This window comes from Candidatus Accumulibacter cognatus (assembly GCF_000584975.1).
Taxonomy (GTDB): domain Bacteria; phylum Pseudomonadota; class Gammaproteobacteria; order Burkholderiales; family Rhodocyclaceae; genus Accumulibacter; species Accumulibacter cognatus.
Genome location: NZ_JDST02000046.1, coordinates 1 through 12,394 on the forward strand (window position 1 = coordinate 1; position 12,394 = coordinate 12,394).

At 60.8% G+C, this 12,394-nt stretch carries 14 protein-coding genes; all 14 read left to right on the forward strand.

All coding sequences use genetic code 11. From position 1 onward, the window contains the following. Positions 1-40: 40 nt before the first annotated feature. The 14 genes from AW06_RS09050 to tolB all read left to right on the forward strand — a co-directional run bounded on the left by AW06_RS09050 (position 41) and on the right by tolB (position 12,374). Complete coding sequence (locus AW06_RS09050; RefSeq protein WP_034948961.1) at positions 41-703, forward strand: response regulator; 663 nt, start codon at positions 41-43, stop codon at positions 701-703. Beyond that, positions 703-2,079, forward strand: a complete 1,377-nt coding sequence (locus AW06_RS09055; RefSeq protein WP_034948963.1) for an ATP-binding protein — start codon at positions 703-705, stop codon at positions 2,077-2,079. Before AW06_RS09050 ends, AW06_RS09055 begins: the two co-directional genes overlap by 1 nt. Before the next feature lie 213 nt (positions 2,080-2,292). Further along, entirely contained in the window at positions 2,293-3,072 is a 780-nt protein-coding gene (locus AW06_RS09060) for an IclR family transcriptional regulator (RefSeq protein ID WP_034948966.1), read from the forward strand. Positions 3,073-3,278: 206 nt separating this feature from the next. Further along, complete coding sequence (locus tag AW06_RS09065) at positions 3,279-3,863, forward strand: helix-hairpin-helix domain-containing protein (protein WP_034948968.1); 585 nt, start codon at positions 3,279-3,281, stop codon at positions 3,861-3,863. 152 nt (positions 3,864-4,015) lie between these two features. Then, complete coding sequence (locus AW06_RS09070; protein WP_034948971.1) at positions 4,016-4,879, forward strand: DMT family transporter; 864 nt, start codon at positions 4,016-4,018, stop codon at positions 4,877-4,879. Then, positions 4,876-5,442: a crossover junction endodeoxyribonuclease RuvC gene (gene ruvC, locus AW06_RS09075; protein WP_046535271.1), complete on the forward strand. Its 567-nt coding sequence runs from the start codon at positions 4,876-4,878 to the stop codon at positions 5,440-5,442. The genes AW06_RS09070 and ruvC overlap by 4 nt, the downstream gene beginning before the upstream one ends. Next, on the forward strand, positions 5,439-6,014 hold the full coding sequence (gene ruvA / locus AW06_RS09080; protein WP_034948973.1) for a Holliday junction branch migration protein RuvA: 576 nt from the start codon (positions 5,439-5,441) through the stop codon (positions 6,012-6,014). The genes ruvC and ruvA overlap by 4 nt, the downstream gene beginning before the upstream one ends. 7 nt (positions 6,015-6,021) lie before the next feature. Further along, positions 6,022-7,101 (forward strand): AI-2E family transporter, encoded by a 1,080-nt coding sequence (locus AW06_RS09085; protein ID WP_034948975.1) that lies wholly within the window; start codon positions 6,022-6,024, stop codon positions 7,099-7,101. After that, complete coding sequence (gene ruvB / locus AW06_RS09090) at positions 7,098-8,162, forward strand: Holliday junction branch migration DNA helicase RuvB (protein ID WP_034948978.1); 1,065 nt, start codon at positions 7,098-7,100, stop codon at positions 8,160-8,162. Before AW06_RS09085 ends, ruvB begins: the two co-directional genes overlap by 4 nt. A 68-nt stretch (positions 8,163-8,230) precedes the next feature. Next, positions 8,231-8,680, forward strand: coding sequence for a tol-pal system-associated acyl-CoA thioesterase (gene ybgC / locus AW06_RS09095; protein ID WP_034948979.1), 450 nt, complete (start codon positions 8,231-8,233; stop codon positions 8,678-8,680). Next, entirely contained in the window at positions 8,677-9,354 is a 678-nt protein-coding gene (gene tolQ, locus AW06_RS09100; RefSeq protein ID WP_034948980.1) for a protein TolQ, read from the forward strand. Before ybgC ends, tolQ begins: the two co-directional genes overlap by 4 nt. A gap of 4 nt (positions 9,355-9,358) precedes the next feature. Further along, entirely contained in the window at positions 9,359-9,763 is a 405-nt protein-coding gene (gene tolR / locus AW06_RS09105) for a protein TolR (protein WP_034948981.1), read from the forward strand. Positions 9,764-9,864: 101 nt separating this feature from the next. After that, complete coding sequence (locus tag AW06_RS09110; protein ID WP_337958777.1) at positions 9,865-10,932, forward strand: TonB family protein; 1,068 nt, start codon at positions 9,865-9,867, stop codon at positions 10,930-10,932. Between the two features lie 149 nt (positions 10,933-11,081). After that, the gene (tolB, locus tag AW06_RS09115; RefSeq protein WP_138678300.1) at positions 11,082-12,374 is read left to right on the forward strand and encodes a Tol-Pal system beta propeller repeat protein TolB; all 1,293 of its coding nucleotides are present in this window, start codon (positions 11,082-11,084) and stop codon (positions 12,372-12,374) included. Positions 12,375-12,394 lie beyond the last annotated feature (20 nt).

The following is a 12,394-nucleotide window of genomic DNA, read 5'->3' on the forward strand; positions in this document are numbered from 1 at the left end:
ATTTGCGGAGATCACCTAAGTTGGGAAGGGAAACCGATCATTGCGCATTCTGCTGGTTGAAGACGATGCCTTGCTTGGAGACGGCATCCGTGCCGGTCTCAGGCTGGCTGATTACGCGGTCGACTGGGTGCGTGATCCGGACGCGGCCCGTCTGGCGCTGCTCGACCATGCCTATCAGGCTTGCGTTCTCGATCTTGGGTTGCCGAAGCGAGACGGGTTGTTGGTCCTGAAGGACTTGCGGCACTGTGGCAACCCGTTGCCGGTGTTGATCCTCACCGCTCGCGACAGCAGTGCCGACAAGATCGCCGGACTCGACGCCGGGGCCGATGACTACCTCACCAAGCCCTTCGATCTCCTTGAGCTGCAGGCGCGCCTGCGAGCCTTGATACGCCGTGCCAGCGGCGCTTCGACGCCAACGCTGGAGCACGCTGGTGTGGTGCTCGACCCGGCCAGCAAGCGGGTGACTCGCGATGGCCAGCCGGTGCTCTTGTCGGCTCGCGAATATACCCTGCTGCATGACCTGCTCAGCCACAAGCAGCACATCCGTACGCGCAGTCAGCTTGAAGAAAGTCTGTACGCCTGGGGTGAAGAAACCGGCAGCAACACCGTCGAAGTTTACATTCACCACCTGCGAAAAAAACTGGGTACTCACTTCATCCGCACCATTCGCGGTCTCGGCTACTGCCTGGGCGACGCCAACTGATGCCGCGGACAGCCCCCGGCGCGACAGGCCAGTCACTGCGCTGGCGCCTGCTGCGCGCCGTCTTTGCCACCGCCCTCCTGGTCTGGGGGTTGGTCGCCATCCTCAGCTACGATAAGGCCCGCCATGAAGCCGAGGAATTGATGGATGGACATCTGGCACATTCAGCCCGTTTGTTGCTCGCTCTGGTGCGCGACAACGAGAGCCTTCTGGCAGATCTGGCGACACGCCTGGCGCTGGCGCGTAGCGGCGAAGACCGTCCCTACGAGTCGCCGCTCGAGTTCCAGATCGGGCGTGCAGACGGGTCGCTGCTGCTGCGCTCGGAGCAAGCGCCGGCAAGCTCCCTGGCCGCCTCGCCGGGTTACGAAAACATCACCCATCATGGTCACCCCTGGCGGGTGCTGACCATTGCTGCGCCTGCTGACGACTATCGGGTGCAGGTCGCGCAGTCGATCGATGTGCGCGATCGTGCGGCACTCGAAGTGGCCAGTCAGACGGTATTGCCGATCGCGCTGATTTCGCCACTCCTCCTGCTGCTGATCTACTTGTCGGTAAGGGGGGGGTTGAAGCCGCTCGACGACTTGGCTGCCGATGTCGCTGCGCGCTCGCCGGAGAACCTCAAACCGTTGGCTAATCACGCTGCGCCGCTCGAAGTGCAGCCACTGCTCGCAGCACTCAACCAGCTCCTGGTCAGGCTTGCGGAAGCCCTCGACAAGGAAAGGCGCTTTACCGCCGACGCGGCGCACGAATTGCGTACGCCGCTGGCGGTGATCAAGATTCAGGCAGAAGTGGCTCAGTTAAGCAGGAATCCTGACGATCGCCAGCATGCGTTGAAGCAAATCGTGCTCGGTGTCGACCGGGCCACGCGCGTGCTCGAACAACTGTTGCGCTTGGCGCGCCTCGATCCTCTCGCAGGACTTCCCAAAGCGGGCGCAGTTGATCTCGGCGAGCTGGCGCACCGGGTGCTGGTCGAAACGCGAGTGACCGCCGACGCCGGGGCGATTCACCTGCATGCCAGCCTGACGCCCTTGATAGTCCAGGGTGACGGCGAATTGCTGGCAATCGTGCTGCGCAATCTGCTCGATAATGCCCTGCGCTACACGCCGCCGGGAACGACGGTCACGCTTTTCGTGCGGCGGCAGAACGGCGACATACTGCTCGCTGTCGCCGACGACGGGCCGGGGGTCTCGCCGGAGGATTTGCCGCGGCTTGTCGAACGCTTTTATCGCGGTCGCGAGGTGAGCGCCGAAGGCAGTGGACTTGGATTGGCCATCGTCCAGCGAATCGCTGAGTTGCACTCGGCACGCTTTGAGGTCGAGAATTTGTCTGGTGGCGGTTTCGAGGCGCGCTTGCGCTGGGTCGGATCGGCGGAGGTCTAGTTCTTGCAGTAGCTTTCATCCAAGGGTGTCAGCTTGTTCGCACTGATGTGATGGTAGCTGTTGCCCATATCCTTCCGGACGGACAGACGGCTGGCAGGCAACGTCCATGATGAAGTGGTAAGATGCTGCGCCGCACAGGCTGCGGCAGGCAAGGGGCGGAGCGCCCAAAGGGATTCCCCGTGAGCGCATAACGGAAGGTTCAACACCAAGGTGATGGCCGAACAGCAGGCAGAGAAAGGTTCCATTCAGGTCATCGAGCGGATGATGTCACTTCTCGATGTGCTGGCCGACATGCCGGGACCGGTGAGTCTCAAGATCCTGGCCCAGCGTACCGGCCTGCATCCATCGACTGTTCATCGCATCCTGGTGGTGATGACCGGCGCCGCGCTCGTCGAACGACACGATGCCGGTACCTACACGCTTGGTATCCGATTGCTCGAACTGGGCAACATCGTCAAGTCGCGGATCAACATTCGCCAGGTGGCACTGCCCTACATGCAGCAATTGCACGAGCTGATTGGCGAAGCGGTGAATCTCGGCATTCGCCACGAAGACGAGATCATCTACGTCGAGCGAACCTCCAGTGGGTGCTCGCTGGTGCGCGTAGTCTACCTGGTCGGTGGGCGCGCGCCGCTGCATCTCACCTCGCTCGGCAAACTGTTTCTGGCGGCTGACGGGCTGGCTGATGTGCGTGCTTATGCCAAGCGTACCAGTCTGCCGGGCAAGACTCCGCATTCGCTGACCCGCCTTGATGCGCTCGAAAGGGAACTCGACAAGATCCGCCACCACGAATTGGCCTACGACAACGAAGAGGCCGAGATCGGTCTGCGCTGCATTGCCGCGCCGGTTCGCAACGATGAAGGCCGGCTGGTCGCCGGACTTTCGATATCCGCACCCCGCGATCGCCATAACCCCGACTGGGCGACGCCGCTCAAGGCAACAGCCAGTCAAATATCGAGGGCCCTGGGCTATCGCCAGCAGTTGCGCAAGTAACCGTGACCCCATAGACTGCGCCAACAGAACCGCGCGTCAGGGTAGGAAAGTGAGGGAAACAGTCATGACTTTCATGATCAGAGTACCTGAAAAGTCATGGCCGCTTGGTCAACGCAAAACCCTTATGGCGCGTTGAATGAAATTGTAGGACGCCAGGCGGACGGAGCTTGGTGGTTTGTGATCCCAATCTCACCAGGAGGAATGCCATGCACAAGTTGTTTACCCTGTTGGTCGCTTTGTTCATGATTGCGACAAATGCCTTTGCCGTGGTCAACGTGAATACTGCCAACAAGGACGAACTACAGATGCTCACCGGCATTGGGCCGGCCAAAGCCCAGGCCATCATCGACTACCGGACCAAGAATGGAGACTTTAAGACGGTCGATGATCTCACCAAGGTGCCCGGCATTGGGCCGGCAGTTCTCGGCAAGATGAAGAACGACGTAACCTTGACCGGATCGACAACGGCCAAGCCGGCCACTGCAGCAACCCCGGCGTCGGCCAAGGGCGTACCCGCCAAGGCTGTGCCCCCGGCAAGTGCGCCCATGGCGGCTCCTAAAACTCCGGCAACTCCTGCAGCTGGATCGGCTACGGCTGCCAATCCTGTCACTACTCCCGCTGCCGCGGCAGGCGCTCCAGTGCCGGCAACTGCCAAACCGGCTGCAACTCCTGCCGCAGCCAAGGCAGAGCCAGCGAAACCCGCGGAGAGCAAAGAGGCGGCCAAACCGGCGGCCAAGAAAGACATCACGAGCGATGCCAAGAGCGCGGATGCCGCTGCAGCGAAGAAGTAATCCTCAACTGCCTCCCTTGGCAAGATGCAATGACAAACCCCGCCTTGGCGGGGTTTGTCATTGCTGCCCTGCGCAGATTAGGGTTTGCCGTTCCGGGTGCGGGCTGCCGCGCTGCTTGCTACACTTCTGTCCTGCATCCATAAGCCGAGCCCATGCGTCCACTGCCATCGCTGCTGCCTTTTCTCTTTGTATTCCTGTGGAGCACCGGCTTCATCGGCGCCAAGTTCGGGTTGCCGTACGCCGAGCCGCTGACTTTCCTGCTCGCCCGCTACCTCCTGGTGCTCGTGCTGATGACGCTGTTTGCCCTGGCGACACGTGCGCCATGGCCAGCCGACGGGCGTCAGCTTGTCCACATCGGCATTTCCGGCCTGTTGGTGCACGCGCTGTACCTGGGCGGGGTGTTCACGGCCATCAAACATGGTCTACCGGCCGGCGTAACGGCGCTGGTGGTCGGTATGCAGCCGCTGCTGACCGCTTGTGGTGCCGGTTTTCTACTTGGTGAACGCGTGTCGCCGCGGCAATGGCTGGGACTGGTACTTGGCTTCGCCGGTGTGGCGTTGGTAGTTGCCAACCAACTCGGCGACCTGCCGCTGGCGGCGATGCTGCTGCCGGCGTTCGCCGCGTTGCTCGGAATCACGCTCGGCACGCTCTACCAGAAGCGTTTCTGCCCGCACTTCGACCTGCGTACCGGTTCGGTCATTCAATTCCTGCCGACCGCGGTTCTGACGGCGCTCGCCGCCTGGTTTAGCGAAAGCATGCACATCGAGTGGACACCGCAGTTTGCCTTTGCCCTGCTGTGGCTGGTGCTGGTGCTCTCGTTTGGTGCGATCAGCCTGCTCAATGTGTTGATTCGCAGTGGCAGTGCAGTCAATGTCGCCAGCCTTTTCTACCTGACTCCCCCCAGCACGGCCGTGATAGCCTGGCTGGTGTTCGGCGAAACGCTCGGCGGACTGGCGCTAGCCGGGATGCTGCTGGCGGTCGGCGGGGTCTATCTGGCGCGGACGCAAAACCGATGAGCGCCACCGTGAAACCGGTGCTGCGCATTCTCGGCATCGATCCTGGTTTGCGCATCACCGGCTTCGGATTGATCGAGAAAACCGGCAATCACCTGGCCTACCTCGCCAGCGGCTGCATCCGCACCGACATCCGGGATTCGCTGCCTGGGCGTCTGGGAACGATCTACGCCTGCCTGTGCGAACTGCTGGCACAACACCGACCGGATCAGGCAGCGGTGGAGATCGTTTTTGTCAACGTCAATCCGCAGTCGACGTTGCTACTCGGCCAGGCTCGTGGTGCGGCGATCACAGCGCTGGTCGCCAGTGGCCTCGAAGTGGCCGAATATACAGCCTTGCAGGTCAAGCAGGCGGTGGTCGGCAACGGCCACGCAGACAAGGTCCAGGTGCAGCACATGGTGCGCCGCCTGTTATCCTTGTCGGCAGACCCTCGCCCGGACGCTGCCGATGCGCTGGCTTGCGCTATCGCGCACGCGCACGCTGGGCAGGGATTTGGGCAACTGGCCAGCAGCGGACTGCACGTACGCAACGGTCGCCTGAGGGTGGCTAGGGAGAACAAGCGATGATCAGCCGGCTGACCGGAATCCTGCTGGAAAAGAACCCGCCGCAGGTGGTGGTCGACGTGCACGGCATTGGCTATGAACTCGATGTGCCCATGAGCACTTTCTACAATCTGCCGGCGAATGGTGAGAAGATTAGTTTGTTGACCCACTTCGTGGTACGTGAGGATGGGCAGTTTCTCTACGGATTTGCCAGCGAAGGTGAACGCTGTGCCTTTCGCCAGTTGCTGAAAATTTCGGGCATAGGCGCGCGCCTGGCGCTGTCGGTGCTGTCCGGACTGTCGGTGGGCGATCTCGCGCAGGTCGTGGCGCGGCAGGAAATCGGCCGCCTAACCAAAGTGCCTGGTATCGGCACCAAGACCGCCGAACGCCTGTTGCTCGAACTCAAGGGGAAACTCGCCGATGCCCTGCCGGCAAGCGCCGTGCCTGCGGCTGCCGCGCGTAATGACATTCTCAATGCGCTGCTGGCTCTGGGTTACAATGACCGTGAAGCAGGGGCCGCAATGAAACAGCTAGCGGCTGACGTCACTACCTCCGACGGCATTCGGCAGGCACTCAAGCTGTTGTCAAGAGTCTGAATCGACAATGAATCCCGGCCACAAACAACTTATCCAGATCGCGCTCGTTGCCTTGCTGCTGATCGGCTGCATTGCCGTCTTGTTGCCATTCACCGGGACGCTGCTCTTCGCCATCGTAATCTGTGTCACCACCTTGCCGATCCGCAATCGTCTGCTCACCCTCTGCGGAGGGCGAAGCAATCTGGCGGCTCTGCTAGTGTCGATTCTGTTGCTGCTGTTGCTGGTCGCGCCCGTGGCGCTGCTGTCGGGATCGCTTGCCGACGGCGTCGAGATTGCGATTCGCTATCTCAAACCATTGATGGAAAAGGGGCTGCCCGCCGACCCACCGGCCTGGCTGGCGAGACTGCCGATGGTTGGTCGCAATGCCGCTGCCTATTGGCACGAGCTGATCGAGAGTCGCGAGGAAATGAATGCCCTGCTGCATCAGTTCGTGGATCCGACACGTAGGCTGGCCTTGGCCACCGCCGCGCTCCTGGCACAGGGACTGTTGCAACTGGTGCTGGTGATTTTCTTCGTTTTTTTCATCTTTCGTGACGCACATCTCTATGCCGACGCACTGCACACCGGCAGTCGCGCACTCGCCGGCGATCTCGGCGAGCGCATGCTGGCGCTGGCTGAAGGGACGGTCACCGGGGTCATGGTCGGAATCGTCGGGACGGCGGCCACACAGGCGCTGGTGGCGATGATCGGTTTCATCATCGCGGGTGTGCCGGGAATCATCATCCTGACCGTAGCCACCTTCTTCTTTTCGATGGTGCCGGTGATCGGGGCCACACTGATCTGGCTGGGTGCCGCCGTCTGGCTATACAACGAGGGGCAGACAGGCTGGGCGGTGTTCATGGTGGGGTGGGGAATGTTCGGCATCAGCAGCGTCGATAACTTCATCAAGCCGATTCTGATTTCACGGACCGCCAGCCTGCCACTGTTGTTGATCGTTGTCGGCGTCTTTGGCGGTGTGCTGGTCTTCGGCTTCATCGGCTTGTTCCTTGGGCCGACCCTGCTGGCGCTCGGGCAGGTGCTGGTTCGTGAGTGGCTGGCGCATGCCGATTCGGAATCGTCGCTCTCGGAAGAGATCTCACGGCGATGATCGAAACCGATGATCTTGGTAGCTCGGCTGTCGACCGGCTGATTTCGGCCAAGGCGAAGTCCACCCAGGAAGAAGCGATCGAACGCGCCCTGCGGCCTCGCTGTCTCGCCGATTACGTCGGTCAGGCCAGGATTCGCGAGCAACTGACGATCTTCATCGAAGCGGCCAAGCGGCGCAACGACACGCTCGATCACGTTCTTCTGTTTGGTCCGCCAGGTCTTGGAAAGACCACGCTGGGACACATCATCGCCACCGAGATGGGCGTCAACCTGCGCTCGACCTCGGGCCCGGTCCTTGAGCGCGCCGGTGATCTGGCCGCCATCCTGACCAATCTCGAACCCCGCGACGTCCTCTTCATCGACGAGATTCACCGCCTCTCGCCGGTCGTCGAAGAAATTCTGTATCCAGCGCTGGAGGACTTCCAGATTGATATCATGATTGGAGAGGGTCCGGCAGCGCGTTCGATCAAACTCGATCTGCCCCCGTTCACGCTGGTGGGTGCGACCACTCGCGCCGGCATGCTGACCAATCCCTTGCGCGATCGCTTCGGGATCGTCTCGCGACTCGAGTTTTATACGCCCGAGGAACTGATGCTGATTGTCACGCGGTCGTCGCAACTGCTCAAGGTTCCTGCGGACTCCGGTGGCACTCTGGAAATCGCGCGCCGTTCGCGTGGCACGCCCCGCATTGCCAACCGGTTGTTACGGCGCGTCCGGGATTTCGCCGAGGTCCGGGCAAACGGCCACATCACGCAGGACGTCGCCGATCAGGCGTTGCTGATGCTCGATGTCGATCATGGTGGCCTTGACGTCATGGACCGCAAGCTGTTGTCCGCGGTGATCGACAAGTTTGCCGGTGGCCCGGTCGGTGTCGACAATCTGGCGGCTGCAATCGGCGAAGCTCGCGATACCATCGAGGATGTTCTCGAACCGTATCTGATCCAGCAAGGCTTCCTGCAGCGCACGCCACGTGGTCGGGTAGCTACAGCGGCGGTCTACCGTCATCTGGGACTGGCGGCGATGCCCGGCGAAGCGCAGGGCGATCTCTGGCAGGCGCCCTGAGAGGGCGCCGCCTGGTCACAAACACTTACATTTGCCACCAGAATGCTGCCGTAGAATCGGCGCCGACCATGAAATACCCACACCAACCGAATGACAATGCGTTCATCATCCCAGTTCGCATTTACTACGAAGACACCGATGCCGGGGGCGTGGTTTATTACGCCAATTATCTGAAGTTCTTCGAACGCTGTCGTAGCGAATGGCTACGTGCGATCGGTCATCAGCAAGCCGAGCTGCTGCGCGATCCGGGGATTGCCTTCGTCGTTCGCAGCGTCAGCATCGATTACCTGAAGCCGGCACGACTGGACGATCAACTGGTCGTCAGCCTCGAAGTAGAGAAGATCAGCCGTGCGCAGATCTTCTTTCGCCAGCATATCCGGCGTGCCCATGCGTCCATCGCAGGGGGCTGGCAGGAACTGGTCAGCGGCACAATCCACATCGTTTGTGTCAACTCGGCGCAGATGAAAGCAACGCCGATTCCCACAACTCTGCGTACCAAACTGGAAGCACTGCAATGAATGTCTCGCAAGACCTTTCGATTCTGCACCTGATCCTCAATGCCAGTGCCGTGGTCCAGGCGGTCATGCTGTTGCTGGCCGGTGTCTCGTTCATGTCCTGGTATTACATCTTTCGCAAATGGTTCACCGTCAAGGATGCGCGCGCACAGACCGAGCAGTTCGAGCGCGACTTCTGGAGCGGTGGCGACCTCAACAGTCTCTACCAGAGCGCGATCAACGATCGCCACAGCACCGGCAGCATGGAGCGTATCTTCGAGGCGGGCTTCCGCGAATTCACCAAACTGCGCAGCCAGAAGAACCTCGACCCGAAAGACGTCATCGACGGTTCGCGTCGTGCCATGCGCGCCACCTATCAGCGTGAAATGGACAGCATCGACTCGCACCTCGCCTTTCTGGCATCGGTGGGTTCGGTGAGCCCGTATGTCGGCCTGTTCGGAACCGTCTGGGGAATCATGCATTCCTTCCGCGGCCTCTCAAATGTCGGGCAGGCGACGCTCGCCGCGGTTGCCCCTGGCATCGCCGAAGCCTTGGTCGCCACCGCCATCGGCCTGTTCGCTGCAATCCCGGCGGTGGTCGCCTACAACCGTTTTGCGCACGAGATCGATCGGCTCTCGTCGCGCTTCGAGTCCTTCATGGAGGAGTTCTCGAACATCCTGCAACGGCAGATGAGGTAAGGCCATGCGTCCGCGCCGTCTGAAAAACGAAATCAATGTTGTCCCCTATATCGATGTCATGCTCGTGCTGCTGGTCATCTTCATGGTGACGGCGCCGATGATGACCACCGGCACGATCGATGTGCCTTCGGTGGGCAAGGCAGCGCAGACGCCTGGAGAAGCCCTGCGGGTAGACGTCGCCACTGACGGCAAGCTGACTCTGGTTCTCCCCGGGAGGACCGAGGGCAGGCGTGTGAATCTCGGTAATCTGGGAGAAGCGGTCGTAGCGGCGCAGAAAACCCCCGAACAAGCGGTGCTCGTGGCCGGCGACAAGAAGGTCAACTATCAAGCGGTGATGGATGTGATGGCCGCGCTGCAAAAGGCGCAGGTCAAACGCATCGGCCTTCTCGTCGAGCAAAGCGGTCGGTGAGTTCCTGATCCGTGGAAGCTGTCGAACCCATCATCCGGCCACCGCAGGACGACCCGGCGAAGTGGCCTTCTCTGGCCCTTTCCGCCACGGTCCATTTGCTGTTGATCGGTGCGCTGTTTCTGGGCGTGCAGTGGAAGAGTCAGCCACCCACCGCGGTCGAAGTCGAAGTCTGGCGTGCTGCACCGGCCCCGATCGTGGCCAGCCAGCCCGAGCCGAGAGCGGAACCCCGATCCGAACCCAAGCCGGAGCCAAAGCCTGAACCTAAACCCGAACCCAAGCCTGAACCTAAACCCGAACCCAAGCCGGAACCCAAGCCGGAACACAAGCCGGAACACAAGCCGGAACCCAGGCCTAAGCCCGAACCCAAGCCCGAACCCAAGCCCGTTGCCAAAGCAATCGTGAAACCGGAGCCCAAACCGGAGCCAAAGCCCGTTGCAAAACCGGAACCGAAACCCGAGATCAAGCCCCCCGTCAAGCCGGAAATCCCCCTGAAAGAGGAGAAAAAGCCCAAGGAACCACCAAAGGAAGCCAAGATCAAGGAAACTCTCAAGGAACCCAAGCCGACGGAAGCGCTCAAGGAACCCAAGGCGAAGGAAACGCCGCGGAAAGAAGAACCTAAGATGAAGGAACAGTCCCGGAAGGAAGAACCGACCCCGCCGAAAAAAGAAGAGTCCAGGCAGAAGGAGCCGCCCAGGAAGGAAGAGCCAAAACAGAAGGAGACAAAGCCGGAGCCGGAGCGTCGCCCAAGTTTCGACGATGAACTGAAGCGGGAACAGAAACAATTGCAGCAGCAGAGAGCTGCCGAAGATCGACGTGCGCGCGCTGCCGAGGCCGACGCCGAGGCTCGCCAGCTCAAGCAACAGGCCGAGCAGGCGGCGGCAGAACATCGGCGTGGGCTAAACGAATACATCGACAAAGTGCGTCTCAAGATCCGCGGCAATATTTCCTTGCCACCCGGCATACAGGGTAATCCGGAAGCCGTGTTCGAGGTCACTCAGCTTCCCTCCGGGGAAGTTCTTGATGTCAAGGTGCGCCGTTCGAGTGGCAACCCGGCGCTTGATGCAGCCGTTGAACGCGCGATCCGCAAGTCGTCCCCGTTGCCCAAGCCTGCACAGGCGGATCTCTTCGAGCGGATCTTGAAGATTCCCTACCGGCCGCGTGACGACTAGAACATCCCGGAAGCACTGCCTCGACGACTGCGGCGCGTCGACTTTAAAGCACGCTCACTCGAGATCTCTCATGAGACAAGATCACGTTTGGTTACAAATCAAGAGCATTCAGAGGCGATATAATCGCGCATTCTGTATTGGACTGTCCCATGTCTGGAATCGGACTCAAACTGCGCCGGATTGGCCTGCTTGCCGTCAGCGCACTGGCCTTTCTGCAGCCTCCTGCACACGCCCAACTAACCATCGAGATCACGGGCGCCGGTGCCAACCGTATCCCGGTGGCCATCGCCGATTTTGGCGGCGAGGCGAGCGCCTCGCGGGTGGTGACTTCGGTGGTGCGTGGCGACCTTGAACGGAGCGGCGTGTTCAAGATGATTGACACGGGTGGGGTGGCGATGACCGAGACGTCCAACCCGGCCTACCCGGAATGGAAAAGCCGTGGTGCCGATGCATTGGCTGCCGGCAGTATCGGCAGCAGTGACGACGGCCGGCAGGAAGCACGGTTCCGTCTTTACGACGTCAACAAGCAGGCCGTTCTTGGCGGCTCCGCTTTTGTGACCTCAAAGGCCATGCTGCGCGCTGCCGGTCATCGCATCGCCGACATGATCTACGAAAAACTGACCGGTGAGCCTGGCGTTTTCTCCACTCGTGTTGCTTATGTGCTCAGAGTCAGCGCCGTACGCTACGAGCTGCATATCTCTGATGCGGATGGCCAGAATGCGCAAGTGGCGCTGATCTCCAAGGAACCAATCATCTCGCCTTCCTGGTCGCCAGACGGGGGCCGTCTAGCCTATGTTTCCTTCGAAAACAAAAAGCCGGTAGTCTATGTTCACTCGCTGGCTTCGGGGAAACGGGTCGTTATTGCCAACTTCAAGGGTTCCAACTCGGCGCCGGCGTGGTCGCCTGATGGCCGCAAGCTGGCGGTGGTGTTGAGCAAGGACGGCGGTTCGCAGATCTTTACCGTCAACGCCGATGGATCCGGTGCGCAGCGTCTGACGAACAGCAATGCGATCGATACCGAGCCCAATTTCTCGCCTGACGGGCAATTCGTTTATTTCACCTCGGATCGTGGCGGTAGCCCGCAGATTTATCGGGTCGGCGTCGGCGGTGGCGAAGCACAGAGAGTGAGCTTTGAAGGAAGTTACAATGTAACTCCGCGTCTTTCCCCTGACGGCAAGTCGATGGCGTTCATCAGTCGGCGTGACGGGGGATTCCGTCTTTCGGTGATGGACCTTGCCAGTCGGCAAGTGCAGGTCCTGACCGACTCGCACAAGGATGAATCGCCGACTTTTTCCCCGAACGGCCGGATGATCCTGATTGCCACCGAGATGGGCGGTCGCGGGGTGCTCTCGGCGGTTTCGATCGATGGCCGTATCAAGCAACGTCTTTCCATTACGGCGGGTGATGTTCGCGAACCAGCGTGGGGGCCTTTCAACAAATGAATCACGATTTTCACTTTCGC

Bases quoted from the DNA above. Each gene is read 5' to 3' on its own strand.
- AW06_RS09055 (WP_034948963.1), top strand. From the start codon at position 703: ATGCCGCGGACAGCCCCCGGCGCGACAGGCCAGTCACTGCGCTGGCGC.
- tolB (WP_138678300.1), top strand. From the start codon at position 11,082: ATGTCTGGAATCGGACTCAAACTGCGCCGGATTGGCCTGCTTGCCGTC.
- AW06_RS09085 (WP_034948975.1), top strand. From the start codon at position 6,022: ATGAATCCCGGCCACAAACAACTTATCCAGATCGCGCTCGTTGCCTTG.
- AW06_RS09065 (WP_034948968.1), top strand. From the start codon at position 3,279: ATGCACAAGTTGTTTACCCTGTTGGTCGCTTTGTTCATGATTGCGACA.
- ybgC (WP_034948979.1), top strand. From the start codon at position 8,231: ATGAAATACCCACACCAACCGAATGACAATGCGTTCATCATCCCAGTT.
- AW06_RS09070 (WP_034948971.1), top strand. From the start codon at position 4,016: ATGCGTCCACTGCCATCGCTGCTGCCTTTTCTCTTTGTATTCCTGTGG.
- ruvA (WP_034948973.1), top strand. From the start codon at position 5,439: ATGATCAGCCGGCTGACCGGAATCCTGCTGGAAAAGAACCCGCCGCAG.
- ruvC (WP_046535271.1), top strand. From the start codon at position 4,876: ATGAGCGCCACCGTGAAACCGGTGCTGCGCATTCTCGGCATCGATCCT.
- tolR (WP_034948981.1), top strand. From the start codon at position 9,359: ATGCGTCCGCGCCGTCTGAAAAACGAAATCAATGTTGTCCCCTATATC.
- AW06_RS09060 (WP_034948966.1), top strand. From the start codon at position 2,293: ATGGCCGAACAGCAGGCAGAGAAAGGTTCCATTCAGGTCATCGAGCGG.
- tolQ (WP_034948980.1), top strand. From the start codon at position 8,677: ATGAATGTCTCGCAAGACCTTTCGATTCTGCACCTGATCCTCAATGCC.
- ruvB (WP_034948978.1), top strand. From the start codon at position 7,098: ATGATCGAAACCGATGATCTTGGTAGCTCGGCTGTCGACCGGCTGATT.